The following is a 16707-nucleotide window of genomic DNA, read 5'->3' on the forward strand; positions in this document are numbered from 1 at the left end:
CCTCGTACTGGACGTACTTGGGCTTTCGGCCGGTGCGGCGAGAGTGCGTGCCGGGCGTCGCGACGGGGCGAACGTTGCCTGCCGCGGCACTAGACCCTGGCGACGATCACCGACCAGCCGAAGACCCACAAGGCGGAGAGGTGCTTCGGCCACGGGTGAGGTGCAACCCCTGGGGGCGCGGGGCTGTATCGACATGCGGCTCCGCCGCGTGGGCGCGACGAGCCACGACGGACCCGCAGCCGCCGATGTCGGCTCACCCCGCGGCGCACTCCGCGCAGGTGCCGAAGATCTCCACCGTGTGGGCGACGTTGACGTAGCCGTGTTCCGCGGCGATCGCCTCCGCCCAGGTCTCCACCGCCGGGCCCTCCACCTCCACGGCCTTGCCGCAGACGCGGCAGACGAGGTGGTGGTGGTGCTCGCCGGTGGAGCAGCGGCGGTACACGGACTCGCCGTCCGACGTGCGCAGGACGTCGACCTCGCCGGCGTCGGCGAGGGACTGGAGCGTGCGGTAGACGGTCGTCAGGCCGACGGAGTCGCCCTTGTGCTTGAGCATGTCGTGCAGTTCCTGCGCGCTGCGGAACTCGTCGACCTCGTCGAGCGCCGCTGCCACGGCGGCGCGCTGCCGGGTGGAGCGGCCCTTCACGGGCGGTCCAGCGGTGGTCACCGTTGCCTCCTCACGTCTGCGGCTTGCCGGGCCATTGTGCCAGCCCGGGCTGAGCGCGGTCAGACGCCGACCTCGTCCCCCGATCCCCGGGTGGCCGGAATGGTGCACTCCGCCGGGTCTCCGGCGGGCTGCGTCGCGGCCAGCGCGCGGGCGCGGCGGCGGGCCAGCGGGGCGGCGAGCACGCTCAGCGCGATGAACGCGCCGATGGTCAGCAGGACGATCGTCGCTCCGGGCGGGACGTCCTGGTAGTACGAGGTGACCGTGCCGCCGATGGTCACGGTCACGCCGATCGCCACCGCGATCGCGAAGGTCGCGGCGAAGCTGCGGGTGAGCTGCTGGGCGGCGGCCACCGGGACCACCATCAGCGCGCTGACCAGCAGCAGGCCGACCACGCGCATCGCGACCGTCACCGTGACCGCCGCCGTGACGGCCGTCAGCAGGTTCAGCGCGCGGACCGGCAGGCCGGTGACCCGGGCGAACTCCTCGTCCTGGCTGACGGCGAAGAGCTGTCGGCGCAGGCCGACGGTGACCAGGACCACGAAGGCCGCGAGCAGGCAGATCGCCGTGACGTCGGACTCCGACACCGTCGACAGGGATCCGAACAGGTACGACGTCAGGTTCGCGTTCGAGCCGGTCGGCGCGAGGTTGATGAACATGACGCCGCCGGCCATGCCGCCGTAGAAGAGCATGGCGAGGGCGATGTCGCCGCGGGTCTTGCCGTACCAGCGGATCAGCTCCATCGCCACCGCGCCCGCGACGGAGACGGCCGTGGCCATCCACACCGGGGACCAGGAGAGCAGGAAGCCCAGGCCGACGCCGGTCATCGCGACGTGGCCGATGCCGTCGCCCATGAGGGCCTGGCGGCGCTGGACGAGGTAGATGCCGACGGCGGGGGCGGTGATGCCGACCAGGACCGCGGCGAGCAGCGCCCGCTGCATGAAGGCGTAGTTCAGGAGGTCCATCAGCTCAGCAGTCCTGTGTGGATCGGCTCGGCGCCGGCGGGCGCGTGGGGGTGTACGTGGTCGTGGCCGGGCAGGGCGTGCTGGCCGACGGCCGGGGTGGGCGGGCCGTCGTGGAGCACGCAGCCGTCGCGCAGGACGACCGCCCGGTCGATCAGGGGCTCCAGCGGGCCCAGTTCGTGCAGTACGAGGAGGACGGTCGTGCCCGCTGTCACCTGGTCCTTCAGGGTCCGGGCCAGGACCTCCTGGCTGGCCAGGTCGACGCCCGCCATCGGCTCGTCCATGATCAGCAGCTCGGGGTCGCCGGCCAGCGCGCGGGCGATCAGCACGCGCTGGTGCTGGCCGCCGGAGAGGGCGTCGACGTTGTCCTTGGCGCGGTCGGCCATGCCGACGAGCTCCAGGGCGTGCCGGACGGCCGCGTGGTCGGCCTTGCGGAAGACGCCGAAGCGGGTGCGCGAGAGGCGGCCCGAGGAGACGATCTCCGTCACCGTGGCGGGGACGCCGCCCGCGGCGGTGGTGCGCTGCGGGACGTATCCGATCCGCGCCCAGTCCCGGAACCGGCGCTGCGGGGTGCCGAACAGCTCGATCTCCCCGGCGCCGACCGGCACCTGGCCGATGACGGTGCGCACGGCCGTGGACTTGCCGGAGCCGTTCGCGCCGAGCAGGGCGACGACCTCACCGCGCCGCACGGTGAGGTCGATGCCCCGCAGGACCGGTCGCGAGCCCAGCTCGGCCCGGACCCCGCGCAGCGAGATGACAGCCTGCGCGATGACGGGCTCGGCCTTCGCGTCGACGACGCCAGCGTCCATGACGCCCTCCGTAGAGATCACTGGAGATTCACTTGGTTCCCAGGGCGGTCTGCAGCGCCTTGAGATTGGCTTCCTGGACCGAGAAGTAGTCCTTGCCCCGGGACTTCTCGGTGATGCCCTCGATCGGGTCGAGGACGTCGGTCCTGAGGTTCGCGTCGGAGGCGATGGTCTTCGCGGTCTTGTCGCTGACGAGCGTCTCGTAGAACACGGTCGTGACGCCGTCGGCCTTGGCCATCTTCTCAAGCTCCTTGACGCGCGCGGCGCTGGGCTCCGACTCGGGGTCGAGGCCGTTGATGGCCTCCTCGGTCAGGCCGTAGCGCTCGGCGAGGTAGCCGAAGGCGGCGTGCGTGGTGACGAAGACCTTGGTCTTGCTGTTCGCGAGCCCGGTCTCGAACTTCGTGTTCAGCTCGCCGAGCTTCTTCACGAGGGCCGCGGTGTTGGTCTTGTAGTCGGCCGCGTGGTCCGGGTCGGCCTTCTCGAAGGCCTTGCCGACACCCGCGGCGACCTCGGCGTAGCGCACCGGATCGAGCCAGATGTGGGGGTCGAGACCGGCCAGTTCCTCGTTCTCGTGGTCGTCGTGCTCGGCCGCGTGGCCGCCGACCTCGTTGCCGTGCTTCTCCAGGGTGGTGAGGGAGGCGGCGTCGATCTTCGTCTTGATCTCGGACTGGGCCACCGCGTCGTCGACGGAGGGCTGGAGGTTCTTCAGGTACAGGACCGCGTCGGACTCCTGGAGGGCGGCCGTCTGCTTGGCGCTGATCTCCAGGTCGTGCGGCTCCTGGCCGGGCTGGGTGAGACTGGTGACGTGCACATGGTCCCCGCCGATCTGCTCGGCGAGGAAGGCCATCGGATAGAACGACGCGACGACGTCGAACTTGTCCGTGTTCGCCGCGGCCGCGCTGTCGGTCGAACAGGCGGAGAGGGTGCCGAGGCCGAGAGCGGTGGCAGCGGCGATCGCGGTGCCGGATATGAGTCGTCGTACGTTCATGACAGTCATTTTCAACAAATATGGAAACCGTTGTCAACAAGGTTCCGGCAAGGCACCGATTTGGTTGAGGGGGAGCCCTCGCCGGTACCCTGAAGTCTTCGCTGGAAGCACCTCGCTTCGTCGCCCGTCGTCGTTATGAAGAGAGCACCGTGGCCGCCGACAAGATCGACACCATCGTCAGCCTGAGCAAGCGCCGTGGCTTCGTATTCCCCTGTAGTGAGATCTACGGCGGCCAGAAGGCCGCCTGGGACTACGGACCGTTGGGTGTCGAGCTCAAGGAGAACCTGAAGCGCCAGTGGTGGCGCTACATGGTGACGTCGCGCGAGGACGTGGTCGGCATCGACTCGTCCGTCATCCTGGCTCCCGAGGTCTGGGTGGCCTCCGGTCACGTCGCCACTTTCTCCGACCCGCTGACCGAGTGCACCTCCTGCCACAAGCGGTTCCGCGCGGACCACCTGGAAGAGGCGTACGAGGCCAAGCACCACCGCGCGCCGGAGAACGGCCTGACCGATGTGAACTGCCCCAACTGCGGCAACAAGGGCCAGTTCACCGAGCCCAAGCAGTTCTCGGGTCTGCTCTCCACCCACCTCGGCCCGACGCAGGACACCGGCTCCATCGCCTACCTGCGCCCCGAGACCGCGCAGGGCATCTTCACCAACTTCGCCCAGGTGCAGGTCGCTTCGCGCAAGAAGCCGCCGTTCGGCATCGCGCAGATGGGCAAGTCCTTCCGCAACGAGATCACGCCCGGCAACTTCATCTTCCGCACCCGCGAGTTCGAGCAGATGGAGATGGAGTTCTTCGTCAAGCCGGGCGAGGACGAGAAGTGGCAGGAGTACTGGATGGAGCAGCGCTGGAACTGGTACACCGGCCTGGGCATGCGTGAAGAGAACATGCGCTGGTACGACCACCCGGCGGAGAAGCTCTCCCACTACTCCAAGCGCACCGCCGACATCGAGTACCGCTTCCAGTTCGGCGGCAACGAGTGGGGCGAGCTGGAGGGCGTCGCCAACCGCACCGACTACGACCTCACCGCGCACTCCAAGGCCTCCGGCCAGGATCTCTTCTACTTCGACCAGGACGCCCAGGAGCGCTGGACGCCGTACGTCATCGAGCCGGCCGCCGGTGTCGGCCGCGCGATGCTCGCGTTCCTGCTCGACGCCTACGTGGAGGACGAGGCGCCGAACGCCAAGGGCAAGATGGAGAAGCGCACCGTCCTGCGCCTCGACCACCGCCTCGCCCCGGTGAAGGTCGCGGTCCTGCCGCTGTCCCGCAACCCGGAGCTGTCCCCGAAGGCCAAGGGCCTCGCCGCCGCGCTGCGTCAGAACTGGAACATCGAGTTCGACGACGCCGGCGCGATCGGCCGCCGCTACCGCCGCCAGGACGAGATCGGCACGCCGTACTGCGTGACGGTCGACTTCGACACCCTCGACGACAACGCGGTGACGGTGCGCGAGCGTGACTCCATGAAGCAGGAGCGGGTGTCCCTCGACCAGATCGAGGGCTACCTCGCGGGCCGCCTGATCGGCGCGTAGCCGCCCACGGCGCCTGGCAGACCGAGGCCGGCCTCGACGGGGTACTCCCGTCGAGGCCGGCCTCGTGCTGTGCGCGTACGGGTCAGTTCACGCCCAGGGCGTTCAGGATCGCCACGGCGACGTGATCGGCGGCGTTCTTGTGGCCCGTGGCGTTGGGGTGCACGAAGGCCACCTCGGTCGGGAAGGCGGTGAAGACGCCCTCGACCCACTTGCCCGCGTCGCAGACGCTGTGGTTCCGGGTGGAGGGGGTGAGGTCGACGAACGCGTCGCCGTGCTCAGCGGCCCGCTTCTCGATGGTGGCGTTGAGCGGTTTCAGGACGTCGTCGCGCAGCCAGTCCAGGTCTCCCGGGGTGATCGAGGCGAACTGCTCCCAGTCGTTGTAGCGGCACTTGGAGGTGTCCTCGGGGATGACCGTGGGGTAGCCGACGTTCACCACCTTGGCGTGCGGGGCGTGTTCTTGCAGGGTGGTGAGCATGTCGTCGTAGTCCTTGCTCACCTTGGTCAGCCGGCTGGGGATGTCGTCGGCGAGGTCGTCCCGGCACGGCGTGCCGACGCCTCCGCTGCCGTCGCCCAGTTGCAGACAGGTGAAGAGGATCTGGGCGAACCCGAGGGTGTTGCCGCCCACGCCGACGGTGACCACGTCGGTGCCGGGGCCCACTGCCTCCGACTGGGGAGGCACCGGGGGGAACGGGTAGTCCGGGTCCTCGGAGAAGGGCGGCAGGTGGCGGCCGATCGGCTGCTGGGCGTTGAAGGTGACGTCCTCGATGGTGGCGGCGCCACAGCTGACGTTCGTCAGCTCGATCAGCGAGCCGAGGTCGCGGTCGATGACCTGCGGGTAGGACTGGTCGGTGCGCTCGCAGCCGTCACGGGGCACTTCGAAGACCTCGCCCGCCGCCGGGATGACGCCTGCGGTGTAGGAGTCGCCCAGGGCGACCCACTCGTAGCTCGCCGCGGCGGCGGGTTGCGCCCCGGCGATCTGGGCGGGGGCGAGGGCGCCCGCGGTGAGAGCCGCGGCCGAGCCGAGCAGGGCCAGTCGAGTGCGGAACCTTGCCACGAATCCTCCAGGGATGCGGTGTTGGCGACGCTTTGACCCTACGAGGATTGTCACTCAACGCACTAGATCCAATGCGGACAGTTACGGAATGTGGGGTTCAGGGGCGGGCGCGGGGCGCGCACGGCGCGCAGTGAGTGGACGGGTTCGGTATATCGACAGCGGATGATCGCCGGCAGTCCGTTTCGGCGTGGCGGGTGAGCGGGGCTGTGCGATCACGCTCCGTGTCGACTGGCCTGTTCGCGCTCACTCGTGCCGCTCTCGCCGGTGGCTGCGCAGTAGCACGTTCGCGTCCGTCTCGGCGCTGTAGTCGTGCGCGGTGCGGGCGTTCTCCCGTCGCGACGCCAGCACGTCGCACTCGGCGCGGTCCGGCTCCGGCGGGGGCGGTGGGGGCGTGCCGATGCCGACGAGGAACGGTCCGTCGGTCCGGGCCCGCCGGTTCGCCGCTCGCACGCCGGCGCTGATCCGCTCCACGGCGGTGGCCGGACGCAGCGCGGCCGGGTCCGCCTGCCACTCCCGGCCGCCGCCGACCGGCCGCAGCATCGCGTAGGGCCCGGACCGGTCCCGGTACTCGCCGATCTTGTCGGTGGCGGGGTCGTAGAGCAGGGCGCCGGGTTCGTGCTGCATGCGTTTCGCTCCTTTCACCCAACTTCCTTACGAAATGTGATAGTTGGGCTACTCTGGGTGGTGGGGGTTGTCGTCAGGATGACCCCGGCGCGGGCTCGACATGCCGCTGACGTGGGCAACTCGGTCGGCCGGTCGTGCAATTTCCACAAATTCGGGAGGGGCGATATGCCTGCCAGGCGGGTGGTCACGGGGCGAAGCCAGGAACCTCGACGACGGTTCGCGGAGGAACTGCGCTTGTTGCGGGCCGACAAGGGGGACAGCCTGCGGCAACTGGAGGAGCTGCTCGGCTGGAACGCGTCGACCTTCGGAAAGATGGAGGGCGGCCAGAGCCTGGGCAGCCCGGAGGTCGTGGAGGCGCTGGACCAGCACTACGGGACTACGCCGATGCTGCTCACGCTGTGGGAGCTGGCGGTGGCGGATCCTTCGCAGTTCAAGGAGCAGTTTCGGCGGTACATGCTGCTGGAGGCCGAGGCGATCAGCCTGTGGCACTACGGGGGTGGCACCGTTCATGGGCTGCTGCAAACCCCGGAGTACGCACGTGAGTTGCTCGCTGAGGGTGGCCTCAAAGGTGAGGAACTGGAGCAGCAGATCGAGGCGGGTATCGGACGACGGAAGGTGTTGGAGGGGGACGAAGCGCCGCCGTTTCGCGTCATCCTCTCGGAGGCGGCGCTGCGGAATTCGCTGCGCGGACGTCAGGAGTGACGGGGGCAACTGGAGTACCTGCTGGAGGCCTCAGAACAGCCGAACGTCACTCTGTACGTGCTGCCGCACGGCACCGGACTGCACGGATTGATGGACACCCCCGTGACGTTCCTGCGGCTGTCGGACGGCCGTACTGCGGCCTACACAGAGAACGTTCTGCGAGGTGAACTGGTCGAGGAAGCAGGCAAGGTTGAGGGATTGCAGCGCAGATATGATGGGGTTCGTGACCTGGCATTGAGCCCTGCCGAGTCGCAGACGTTCATCTTGCGCATTTTGGAGGAAGTGCCGTGCGAGCCATCGACCTGAGCAACGTCACGTGGCGCAAGAGCAGCTACAGCAACTCGGAAGGCGGCGCCTGCGTCGAGGTCTCTGACGACCTCCTCGGCGCCGCCACTTGGCGCAAGAGCAGCTACAGCAACTCTGACGGCGGCGCCTGCCTCGAAGTCGCCGACGACATGACCTCCCTCATCCCCGTCCGGGACAGCAAGGATCCCGGACGGGGCGTGCTGGCCTTCGGGCCGGAGGCCTGGGCCTGCTTCGTAGGGGCCTACAGGTCGACGTCCGCGTAAAGCGCCGCATGGTCGGACGCCTCGTCCGCCTTCGACGTCACCGTGTCGAAGGACTTGAACGTCTTCGGCGCCCATACCCCGCGTCGCTCCACGTCCACGTGCTGGATCTTGCTGAACAGCTCCGGTGAGAACAGCAGGTAGTCGAACTTCTGGTTCAGCGAGCGGCCGGTCCCGAACGTGCCGAGGTCGCCCGTGTAGGAGGGGTGGCTCATCGCGTCCCGGGCGCCGGTGGCCAGCAGTTTCTTGATCGGCTCGCTGTCCGGGGAGTCGTTGAGGTCGCCGGCGACGAGGACCTGCGCGGAGCGGGTGAGCGCGGCCTCGTAGATCTCCGCCGTCCGCCTGCCCTGGGCGAGCCGCCGCCGCTCGCCGCCGCCCCGCTTGCTCTTGAAGTGGTTGCCCAGGATCCACACGGGCGTGCCGTTCAGCTCGATCTCGAACTCGGGGCAGTCGCGGCTGAACAGCGGCTTGCCGTCGGTGCCGAGGTCGGCGATGTGCGACCGGATGGACCGTATCGGGTGGCGGCTGAGGATCCCGACGTCGATGCCCCGGCTGTCGTTGCCGTCGATCAGCAGGTTGTAGGGGTACGGGGTCATGCCCCAGACGCCGCCCAGGACCTGGGTGTTGAACCGGTCCAGCGTGAGCCGGTCCTCGACCTCCACCGTGAGCAGGATGTCGGCGTTGACCTCCTTGATCACCCGGCCGGTGTTGCGTACGACGTCCCGGTCGAGGTCGCCACGTACCAGCTCGGCCCAACCGGTCCATTTCTTACGGCCCTTGGCGCGCACTTCGATCTCGGGATCGTTGGGCGACCCGTGCTGCACGAAGAGCGCGGCGGAGCCGCCGTGGGTCTGGTTGACGAAGAACGGCGGAGGCTCGTGCGCCGGATTCGTGTCGAAGGCGCGGTGCTCCTTGATGAGCTCCGCGATCCGGGCCTTGTCCGAGTCGTCGTAGAGATCCTTGTCGAGCAGGGCGATCAACTCGCTGAAGGCGTTGAGGACTCGCTGCACCTCCTCGGGGTCCGGGAGGTCGAAGACCGTGGGCCGACTGAACAGGTTCTCCGCGTTGTAGGTGGCGATACGGACAGTCATGGCGTGCCTCCTCAGGCCGACACCTCCCATTCTCCGAGCCCACGTGAACGATGTCCTGCTGACAGCCGACAGATGACAGAAGTCGGATGACAGCAATCAGATGACATCAATCAGATGACAGCTGACAGATGTTGAAATCTGTCAGCTGTCATGTCAGGCTGAGGGGCATGACCATTCAGACGCACACCCGCACACTCGGAACCACCGGCCCCGAGGTCTCCGCCCTCGGTCTCGGCTGTATGGGCATGTCAGGGATGTACGGCGACGCGGACCGGGCCGAGGGGATCGCCACGATCCACGCGGCCCTGGAGGCGGGCGTGACCCTGCTGGACACCGGCGACTTCTACGCCATGGGCCACAACGAGCTGCTGGTCGGCGAGGCGCTGCGCACCGCCCCGGCCGCTCACCGTGAACAGGCGCTGGTCAGCGTGAAGTTCGGCGCTCTGCGCGGCCCGGACGGCAGCTGGATCGGCTTCGACGGTCGCCCGGCCGCCGTGAAGAACTTCGCCGCCTACTCCCTCCAGCGCCTCGGCGTCGACCACATCGACGTCTACCGCATCGCCCGGCTCGACCCGGACGTCCCGATCGAGGAGACGGTCGGCGCGATCTCCGAGCTGGTCGAGCAGGGATACGTCCGGCACATCGGCCTCAGCGAGGTCGGGGCCGAGACGATCCGCAGGGCCGCCGCGACCGCCCCGATCGCCGACCTCCAGATCGAGTACGCGCTGATCTCGCGGGGCATCGAGGCGGAGATCCTGCCGACCACCCGCGAGCTGGGCATCGCGATCACGGCGTACGGGGTGCTGTCCCGGGGCCTGATCTCCGGCCACTTCAGCGCCGACCGGCAGCTCGCCGCGAACGACTGGCGGGGCCACTCGCCCCGCTTCCAGGGCGACAACCTCCAGCACAACCTGAACCTGGTGGAGGCGCTGCGGAAGATCGCCGAGCAGAAGGGCGTCACCGTCGCGCAGATCGCGATCGCCTGGGTGCTCGGCCGGGGCGAGGACATCGTGCCCCTCGTCGGAGCCCGCACCCGGGAGCGGCTCACCGAGTCGCTCGGCGCGCTGGAGGTCACCCTGGACGCGGCCGACCTCGCCGCGATCGAGGAGGCCGTACCGGCGGACGCCGCGGCCGGCGACCGCTACCCGGCCGCCCAGATGGCTCACCTCCCGGTGTGATCCCCCGGCCAGGTACGGTCTGACCATGTCACCGACCTCCGAGACCCTGACCGCCGAGCGCATCCTCGAGGCGACCGAGGAAGTGCTGCGCCGCCACGGCCCCGCCAAGGCCACCGTGGTCGACGTGGCCCGCGCGCTCGGCGTCAGCCACGGCAGCGTCTACCGCCACTTCCGCACCAAGGCGGCGCTGCGCGAGGCGGTCACCAAGCGGTGGCTGGACCGTACCTCGGAGACCCTCTCGGCCATCACCGCCGACCAGACCCGCACCCCGCCGGACCGGCTGCGCGACTGGCTCGCCGCCCTCCTCGACGCCAAGCGCCGCAAAGCGGGCCTCGACCCCGAGCTGTTCGCCACCTACCGGGTGCTGGCCGGCGAGAACGGCCCGGCGGTCGGCGAACACATCGACGACCTCACCGGCCAACTGACCTCGATCATCGAGGCGGGGGTCGAGTCCGGCGCGTTCGCCGCCGCCCCCGACCCGGCGACCGCCGCCCGAACCGTCTTCCAGGCCACCGCCCGTTTCCACGATCCCGCCTACGCCGACGAGTGGTCGCGACCGGAGGCGGACGCCGACTTCACGGCGCTGCTGGATCTGCTGCTGCGGGGACTGCGGGCGGCCTGACAGCCCCCGACGATCCGCGGGGCCGTGGATCCCTGTCGGCTCGGTCAGCGACCTCGACGTCGGAGACGCAGAGCGCTCAGCAGCTGGGCCAGCACCTTGAGGGCGGCCTGGCGGCGGGCGGGCTTGCGGGACCAGACGGCGGGCAGGACCACGCCGACGTAGAGAGCGGTGAAGACCGACAGGCACAGCAGGGTGTGCACATGAGGCATCTGGAACGGCATGGCGATTCCTCCGGAGGGTGGTTCGGCGCAGTGGATTACCGGCTGACTGGGCAACGACGATCGTTCAGTGCGGCCGCGCGATTGACCGATGCCGAATCAGGGCGAACCGGGGGCGGAACCCGCAGGTCAAGCCCTACGCTTCGGAGGCGTATACCGAATCGTGCCGAAGGGGTCGGGAGTTGGCCGCACCACCTACAGGGCCCGTCGCGGATTTCTGTGCCGAGCTTCGGCGGCTAGTGCGGGCGTGCGGTGTTCCGCAGGCTCGGATCGCCAAGTCGCTGTTGCTGAGTGAGGGTTCGGTATCGGACCTGCTCAATGGGCGGCGAAGGAGGCCCCCGGAGTGGGACGTGGTACGCGAAATCGTGGAGTTGTGCGCAGGGGGTCGCGGGAGTCCACCCGCACCACCCCCAGGCATGCGATGGGACAAGAAGTGGTGGGAGGGGCGCCACTCCGAGTTGGTGCGGACATTCGAGTCCTCCTCCCCCCGCCGCTCTGGGACGTCGGACCCGGACCCGGTGGCCGACGCCGACCGCTCACCGGCTCCGGGGACAGTCCGGCCACTGCTCCATAGCTCCGAGGCGCTCAGCGTCTTCACGGCCGTTGGCATGGACCTCCCCGAAGCGGTGCGCCTGCTGGCGGCCGGGCGAGAGGAGTTGACTTACTCACTGGAGGAGTTCTTGCTTCAGGCGGAACGCCGGACCGCGTTCCTGAGCGCCCTGTTTGAGGGGTTCCCGGAGCGGGTGCGGGCGGTACACGGCGTACAGCGGGCCGCGCTGATACAGGCCGCCCGGGTGGTTCTGGCGGGGATGGCACTCGCCAGGTGCCGTGCCGACCAATTCAGTCAGGGAGGTACGCGGGACCTGGTGAACGGTGCCGCACGGGCGTACGGCTGGCCCCCGGACTGCGCGCAGTCCGTCGGCATTGAGCAGCCTGCTGACGCTGCGCTGCTGGAAGGCATCCACCAGGCCGGGCTCCCCACCCGGGACGCCCTTGCTGTGGTGGGGACTTATCTCGACCTGGCCGGGCCGCTCGCGGACGCGTGTCCTGAGTTCGGATTGTCGGTGGGGCTGCCGCTGGGCCGTAGTGGCGCCCGGACTCCGGGCTCCCTCAGGTCAGGGCTCGCCGGTCTGGGGTTGCTGCTCGCGTCTTTCGCGTGCCGGGACGAACTCGTGCCCTCCGCACGCGCCCTGCTTGACGGACCGATCACGACACTGGACGTCCGGGGCCCCACACTGCCAAGCCTGGAGAACGGGTACGTGAACCCCCGCTATCGGCTGGCAATTCCGGATGAGGACGGGTTCCAGCAGGTCGCGGCCTCCGACAAGTGGTGGGACGGACAGCCGCTGCACGAGGACATCGAGTGCTTCTTCGCCTCCTACCTCCTCAGTCTCCCCGCGCTGCTGAGCCCCCTGCTCGTGCTCGGTCACCCCGGCGCAGGCAAGTCCCTGCTCACCAAACTGCTGTCGGCCCGGCTCCCGGCCGACGAGTTTCGGTCGCTTCGGGTTGAGCTGCGGTACACACCGGCCGACGTCGATGTGCACGCGCAGCTGGAGCATGCACTGCGCCGTGCGACCGGGCGAGCCGAGAGTTGGCCGGACTGGGTGGAGCGCGAGCCGGGCGTGATTCCGGTCGTCCTGCTGGACGGATTCGACGAACTGCTCCAGGCGGGCGCTCAGCGGATCGACTCCGGACGCCAGTGGAACTATCTGCGCGAAATCGAGGCCTTCCAGCGACGCGAGGCGGAGCACGGCCGTCCGCTGGTCGTGGTGGTGACGAGTCGTACGGTGGTGGCAGGTCATGCGGAGATTCCACGGGCCAGCCAGGTGCTCCGCGTGGAGCCGTTCGAAGAACCCGAGATCGAGCAGTGGCTCTCCGTCTGGAACACGACGAACCGGGTGTACTTGGCGCGGCAGGGCCTGCGGTCGCTCTCCTTTGCTGTTCTGGCCCCACACCGTCGCCTGGCCGCCCAGCCCCTTCTCCTGCTGATGTTGGCGCTGTACCACGCCGACGACAACGACCTGCACCGTCTAAGCGAGGAGGGCATCAGCCGCACCGAGCTGTACGAGCGGCTGCTCACCACCTTTGTTCGGCGGCAGCTCATCAAGGACGGACCGTTGCCCGCGTCCGAGGAACATTCGGCGATCGAGCGTGAGCTGCACCGACTCTCGGTGATCGCCCTCGGGATGTTCCAACGAGGCGCGCAGTCCATCACCAGCGGACAGGCGGAGGAGGATCTGCGGGCTCTCGCGGACGGGGTCACCGGCGGTGACCTCCTCTTCGGCCGCTTCTTCTTCGTCCACGAAGCCCAGGCCGTTGTCGCGGAACAGCGCATGCGCAGCTATGAGTTCATGCACGCTACGTTCGGTGAGCACCTGACCGCACGGTTGGTGGATCGCGCCCTGAGGAAACTGTCGGGTTGGGCGGGGGACAGACAACAGCTGCCGGACGACAGTGAGTTGTACGCGCTACTCTCCTTCACCCCGCTCACCGACCGGGCCCAGATCGTGCAGGATCTCGCCGACATGATGTCCGGATGGGAGTCGGCAGGCGAGTGGGAGGCGCTGCCGGAACTGCTTGCCCGACTGTTCGGTGAGGTGCGGTGGGAGGCCTCGCACCGCAGCGGTCACGCGCATGCGCCCACCCGGCAGACGAGGGCATACCGTGACGCGGTCTACGGCGCGAACCTGCTGCTGATCGGAATACTCGCAGGGAGCGAGACCGAGGTTTACGCGTCGGACTTTCTGGGGTCCGACGACCTCGTCGACCAGTGGCGGCGACTGACGCTGCTGTGGCAGTCCCAGCTGTCCAAGGAGTCGTGGGACGTGTACACGTCAGTGCTGCGTCCGGAGCGGGTCTGGCGGATGCCGGCGCAGGGGTGCGGCGGCGACGCCCGACCGGACCTGCGCCTCGGAACCGAGCGCGTGCCCTTCGTCCAGCACGAACTCGGCTGGTCACTCGGATATCCGGACACCTCGGAGCCGCAGGCCTTGGACGAAGGGAATGACGACGACGTCCCGAACGTGGCTCGGCGGGTGATGTTTGTCGGCGACCGGGACGCGGAGCTTCTGCTGGACGTTGTCCATCCCTTGCTGCACCGGCTCCCGAGCGCTCTGCGCATCCACGGTGTCGACCGCTACGGGTGCCTCAGGTCTGCGGGCCAGGCGCTGGCCGCCCTGCTCACTCACGACGTGTACGACTCCGGGGTGCTGCCCGATCTCTACGTCAGGTGCCTGAGCGCTGTTCTCGCCCTGCCGGGGAACGAGGGGGAGATCGTTCTCGAGGCGGTGTGCGAAAGGCTGACCCACGACGCCGATGGGATGTCCGACCTGGAACTCAGGTTCGTGATACGCCACCTGAACGAATGCCTGAAGAGGGCCGACGTCGGCTCGCTGCGAGCTGCCCTGGCCGCCTGTGTGGAGCGCATTCTGGGACGGGGTGACCTGGAACTCGGCAGTGAGGTCGCCAAACTCCAGACGTACGCGGTGCAGGACCCCCTGTCGGACCCGGTGATGCTGGTGAGGCTGATCCGCGCGGGCCGGTCCGCCGGATTCTTGGGGTCGCTCCATCGGATGGGACGCGACCGGCTCATCGGTGTCTTCGACGATTGCGTCTCCGATCCCGTCCTCCCGGTCATTGCCGCCTGCCATCCCTTCGCCGTCATCGAACTCCTGCGCCTGGCAGCAGAGTTCGGCCTGACGGACTGGCTGGCCGCCCACACCGCAGACCTTCTCGTTCTCCTCCCGGACAACGCCTTCGGTCTCCTACGGCCCTCCGACCTCGGCTTCCTGCGCGACGCCCTGCCAGAAGGCGGTTACGGCTACGAAGCCGAGTTCACCGAGGTCGAGGAGAGCTTCCGCCCGAAGGCCAGACCTCGGCCGTACACCGCCAGAAGTCCCGCATCAGCGGTGTGGGCGTCGGGTTCTCCATCGCCACCTGGGCGAGGAGGACCGTGACCGTGCCCGTCCGCGGGACGATGTGGGCCGTCGTGCCCGTGCCGCCGACCCGGCCGTAGCGGCCGGGGACGTACCCACAGTTATGGGGGAGACGTCGCCCCCGCCGCCGTGGCCCCAGCCCTGGCCCCGGCCCTCCAGGAAGAGCGCCCCCGACTCCCGCTGCTGTGCCGTCAGGTGATCGGTCGTCAGGCGACGGACCGACGTGGGGAAGAGAAGGATGCGGCCGCCCGCCTCGCCGCCGCTGAGGAGGCGACGCGCGAACGCCGGCCCGCCGCCGCCCGACGGGAAGGCCGGGACGCGGCTCCACCCGCCGTCCGGGGTGTCCGCCACCTCCAGCGCGCCCGCGCCGTCGGGACGGTAGGCGGTGCGAACCGGCGGTCAACCTCCTCCACCGCGGTGCCGCGGACCACCAGGCCCACAGCTCCCGCTACGGTGCCGTCGTCCCGTCGCAGGGTCTCGTGCAGAGCGCTCATGGGCCGGCCTTCCGGTGCGACTGCCTCTCTGCGCCCTGATGACTCCCGGGGCGGCCGGGAGTCATCGCTGCTCGCGGCCCTCCGCGGGATCCACCGTCGCCTGGTGCGCCTCGGCGAGGTGCTCCTGCGCCTTCAGCCAGGGCAGGAACTGCGCCCCCTGGCGCCAGCCGCACGTGTCGCATTCGATCGTGCGCCGCGCTCCCGCCCGCCGCACCCGGACGATGTGCTCCCGCCCGTGCTGGTCCCAGCGGCTCACCTTGCTCGTGTTGATCTCCAGCATGACGTCTCCTGCGTCTCGTCGCGCGTCCGAGGACATCGAGTCCGGCGCGCGGTAAGGAACGCGCGCAGCAAGGAGTTTGCAGCAAGACCAACATCAACGGGGACTCAGGCCCGGCCTCACCCCACCTTGCGCGGCAGGCGCAGGCTCACCAATTTCATCAGTTATCCCTATTGTTGTGCATGTGTCGTCGTGCACATGGAGTTGCTGCGCATGTCCAAGGCCGCGAAGCGTCTGGGGATTCACCCGATGACGCTTCGCCAGTGGGCTATCGACGGCAAGATTCCGTTCTCCTGGGTCGGCCGTGAGCGCCGGTTCTCCTCGGTCGATGTGAAGAACATGAAGCGCGGAAGCGGCTCCGCAACCTCCCGTCCGAGGCGGGAGGTTCTGTATGCGCGTGTCTCGGATCGTCCGGGCAGGAGTTCTCGCTGGCCGCGCAGGAGGAGGAGTTGCGGGCCACCTCCAGGGGTGAGGTCGTGAAAGTCGTCAAGGACCGTGGCTCTGGCCTGCGGGAGAACCGGCCCGGCCTGAATCGGGTGCTGGCGATGGTGTCCGACGGCTCGGTGAGTGTGGTGCGGGTGACGCATGAGGACCGTCTCGCCCGGTTCGGTGTGGGCTGGCTGAAGCGTCTGTTCGCCGTGTACGGCGTCACGCTCGAAGTGCTGCACCCGAAGAAGTCCGGCGGCCGGGATGAACTCCTCGACGACTTCGTCTCGTTGGTCACCGCGTTCGCGGGCCGTTTGTACGGGATGTGGTCAGCACAGGCCCGCGGTTATCCAGAGCTGCCGAGCATTTGCGCAGGTTATGGCGCTTCAGGGTGTGAGGGACGTTGGGCACATTCCGTTGAGAGAAGGCGGGAACGGAGGGCTGCCCCTGCGCGCTCGGAGCGCAAGCGCGCAGGGGCAGCCAGTTCCAGGAGATCAAGCTAGTGCCGCGGCAGGCAACGTTTGCCCGTCAAGGAGCGGCGTCCGGTGCGTGCCGGGCGTCGCGACGGGGC

At 68.9% G+C, this 16707-nt stretch carries 15 protein-coding genes and 3 pseudogenes; 9 read left to right on the forward strand and 9 right to left on the reverse strand.

Features of this window, described 5'->3' with window-relative positions; genetic code table 11:
• Positions 1 to 253 precede the first annotated feature (253 nt).
• Genes AB0J04_RS41930 through AB0J04_RS41945 form a run of 4 tightly spaced genes read right to left on the reverse strand, consistent with a single transcriptional unit; the run spans position 254 to position 3417 of the window.
• A complete protein-coding gene (locus tag AB0J04_RS41930) occupies positions 254 to 664 on the reverse strand; it encodes a transcriptional repressor (RefSeq protein ID WP_363173957.1) in 411 nt (136 codons plus the stop codon).
• A 59-nt stretch (positions 665 to 723) separates the two neighbouring features.
• Positions 724 to 1626 (reverse strand): metal ABC transporter permease, encoded by a 903-nt coding sequence (locus AB0J04_RS41935; RefSeq protein WP_363173958.1) that lies wholly within the window; start codon positions 1624 to 1626, stop codon positions 724 to 726.
• The gene (locus AB0J04_RS41940) at positions 1626 to 2432 is read right to left on the reverse strand and encodes a metal ABC transporter ATP-binding protein (protein ID WP_363173959.1); all 807 of its coding nucleotides are present in this window, start codon (positions 2430 to 2432) and stop codon (positions 1626 to 1628) included. Before AB0J04_RS41940 ends, AB0J04_RS41935 begins: the two co-directional genes overlap by 1 nt.
• Positions 2433 to 2460: 28 nt before the next feature.
• A complete protein-coding gene (locus AB0J04_RS41945; protein ID WP_363173960.1) occupies positions 2461 to 3417 on the reverse strand; it encodes a metal ABC transporter substrate-binding protein in 957 nt (318 codons plus the stop codon).
• A 149-nt stretch (positions 3418 to 3566) separates the two neighbouring features.
• Between AB0J04_RS41945 and AB0J04_RS41950 the strand changes: the two genes are divergently transcribed.
• Positions 3567 to 4949, forward strand: coding sequence for a glycine--tRNA ligase (locus tag AB0J04_RS41950; protein ID WP_363173961.1), 1383 nt, complete (start codon positions 3567 to 3569; stop codon positions 4947 to 4949).
• An 82-nt stretch (positions 4950 to 5031) separates the two neighbouring features.
• Here the strand turns inward: AB0J04_RS41950 and AB0J04_RS41955 are convergent, their stop codons facing one another.
• Together AB0J04_RS41955 and AB0J04_RS41960 are read right to left on the reverse strand one after the other, a co-directional pair.
• On the reverse strand, positions 5032 to 6003 hold the full coding sequence (locus AB0J04_RS41955; protein WP_363173962.1) for an SGNH/GDSL hydrolase family protein: 972 nt from the start codon (positions 6001 to 6003) through the stop codon (positions 5032 to 5034).
• Positions 6004 to 6246: 243 nt separating this feature from the next.
• Positions 6247 to 6627 carry a hypothetical protein gene (locus AB0J04_RS41960; RefSeq protein ID WP_363173963.1) on the reverse strand — a complete coding sequence of 127 codons (381 nt, stop codon included), beginning with the start codon at positions 6625 to 6627 and terminating at the stop codon, positions 6247 to 6249.
• Between the two features lie 165 nt (positions 6628 to 6792).
• On the opposite strand from AB0J04_RS41960, the pseudogene AB0J04_RS41965 reads away from it, so the two are divergent.
• Both AB0J04_RS41965 and AB0J04_RS41970 read left to right on the forward strand, forming a co-directional pair.
• A pseudogene (locus AB0J04_RS41965) lies at positions 6793 to 7635 on the forward strand (helix-turn-helix transcriptional regulator).
• Entirely contained in the window at positions 7617 to 7898 is a 282-nt protein-coding gene (locus AB0J04_RS41970; protein ID WP_363173964.1) for a DUF397 domain-containing protein, read from the forward strand. The pseudogene AB0J04_RS41965 and the gene AB0J04_RS41970 overlap by 19 nt, the downstream one beginning before the upstream one ends.
• On the opposite strand, the gene AB0J04_RS41975 is transcribed toward AB0J04_RS41970, so the two are convergent.
• Positions 7877 to 8986 carry an endonuclease/exonuclease/phosphatase family protein gene (locus AB0J04_RS41975; RefSeq protein WP_363173965.1) on the reverse strand — a complete coding sequence of 370 codons (1110 nt, stop codon included), beginning with the start codon at positions 8984 to 8986 and terminating at the stop codon, positions 7877 to 7879. The genes AB0J04_RS41970 and AB0J04_RS41975 overlap by 22 nt on opposite strands.
• A 167-nt stretch (positions 8987 to 9153) precedes the next feature.
• Here AB0J04_RS41975 and AB0J04_RS41980 point away from each other — a divergent pair, with 167 nt between their 5' ends.
• Positions 9154 to 10164, forward strand: a complete 1011-nt coding sequence (locus AB0J04_RS41980; RefSeq protein WP_363173966.1) for an aldo/keto reductase — start codon at positions 9154 to 9156, stop codon at positions 10162 to 10164.
• A gap of 25 nt (positions 10165 to 10189) precedes the next feature.
• Positions 10190 to 10786: a TetR family transcriptional regulator gene (locus AB0J04_RS41985; protein ID WP_363173967.1), complete on the forward strand. Its 597-nt coding sequence runs from the start codon at positions 10190 to 10192 to the stop codon at positions 10784 to 10786.
• A 44-nt stretch (positions 10787 to 10830) separates the two neighbouring features.
• Here the strand turns inward: AB0J04_RS41985 and AB0J04_RS41990 are convergent, their stop codons facing one another.
• Positions 10831 to 11007, reverse strand: coding sequence for a hypothetical protein (locus AB0J04_RS41990; RefSeq protein ID WP_363173968.1), 177 nt, complete (start codon positions 11005 to 11007; stop codon positions 10831 to 10833).
• A 17-nt stretch (positions 11008 to 11024) separates the two neighbouring features.
• Here AB0J04_RS41990 and AB0J04_RS41995 point away from each other — a divergent pair.
• Both AB0J04_RS41995 and AB0J04_RS42000 read left to right on the forward strand, forming a co-directional pair.
• Positions 11025 to 11369: pseudogene (locus AB0J04_RS41995) on the forward strand (helix-turn-helix transcriptional regulator); the annotation flags it as partial.
• Positions 11370 to 11522: 153 nt separating this feature from the next.
• Entirely contained in the window at positions 11523 to 14960 is a 3438-nt protein-coding gene (locus tag AB0J04_RS42000; RefSeq protein WP_363173971.1) for a hypothetical protein, read from the forward strand.
• A gap of 534 nt (positions 14961 to 15494) precedes the next feature.
• On the opposite strand, the gene AB0J04_RS42005 is transcribed toward AB0J04_RS42000, so the two are convergent.
• Positions 15495 to 15713: a hypothetical protein gene (locus AB0J04_RS42005; protein WP_363173969.1), complete on the reverse strand. Its 219-nt coding sequence runs from the start codon at positions 15711 to 15713 to the stop codon at positions 15495 to 15497.
• A gap of 210 nt (positions 15714 to 15923) precedes the next feature.
• Between AB0J04_RS42005 and AB0J04_RS42010 the strand changes: the two genes are divergently transcribed.
• The gene (locus tag AB0J04_RS42010) at positions 15924 to 16190 is read left to right on the forward strand and encodes an excisionase family DNA-binding protein (protein WP_363173970.1); all 267 of its coding nucleotides are present in this window, start codon (positions 15924 to 15926) and stop codon (positions 16188 to 16190) included.
• Positions 16133 to 16639, forward strand: a pseudogene (locus AB0J04_RS42015) (recombinase family protein); the annotation flags it as partial. The gene AB0J04_RS42010 and the pseudogene AB0J04_RS42015, both read left to right, overlap by 58 nt.
• Positions 16640 to 16707 lie beyond the last annotated feature (68 nt).

It is taken from the genome of Streptomyces sp. NPDC050263 (assembly GCF_040655955.1).
Classification (GTDB): Bacteria; Actinomycetota; Actinomycetes; order Streptomycetales; family Streptomycetaceae; genus Streptomyces.

What these genes read in the sequence shown, in the direction of transcription:
- AB0J04_RS41945 (WP_363173960.1), bottom strand. Translation starts at nt 3,417, where the DNA reads ATGAACGTACGACGACTCATATCCGGCACCGCGATCGCCGCTGCCACC.
- AB0J04_RS41990 (WP_363173968.1), bottom strand. Translation starts at nt 11,007, where the DNA reads ATGCCGTTCCAGATGCCTCATGTGCACACCCTGCTGTGCCTGTCGGTC.
- AB0J04_RS41985 (WP_363173967.1), top strand. Translation starts at nt 10,190, where the DNA reads ATGTCACCGACCTCCGAGACCCTGACCGCCGAGCGCATCCTCGAGGCG.
- AB0J04_RS41940 (WP_363173959.1), bottom strand. Translation starts at nt 2,432, where the DNA reads ATGGACGCTGGCGTCGTCGACGCGAAGGCCGAGCCCGTCATCGCGCAG.
- AB0J04_RS42005 (WP_363173969.1), bottom strand. Translation starts at nt 15,713, where the DNA reads ATGCTGGAGATCAACACGAGCAAGGTGAGCCGCTGGGACCAGCACGGG.
- AB0J04_RS42010 (WP_363173970.1), top strand. Translation starts at nt 15,924, where the DNA reads ATGTCCAAGGCCGCGAAGCGTCTGGGGATTCACCCGATGACGCTTCGC.
- AB0J04_RS41935 (WP_363173958.1), bottom strand. Translation starts at nt 1,626, where the DNA reads ATGGACCTCCTGAACTACGCCTTCATGCAGCGGGCGCTGCTCGCCGCG.
- AB0J04_RS41975 (WP_363173965.1), bottom strand. Translation starts at nt 8,986, where the DNA reads ATGACTGTCCGTATCGCCACCTACAACGCGGAGAACCTGTTCAGTCGG.
- AB0J04_RS41960 (WP_363173963.1), bottom strand. Translation starts at nt 6,627, where the DNA reads ATGCAGCACGAACCCGGCGCCCTGCTCTACGACCCCGCCACCGACAAG.
- AB0J04_RS41980 (WP_363173966.1), top strand. Translation starts at nt 9,154, where the DNA reads ATGACCATTCAGACGCACACCCGCACACTCGGAACCACCGGCCCCGAG.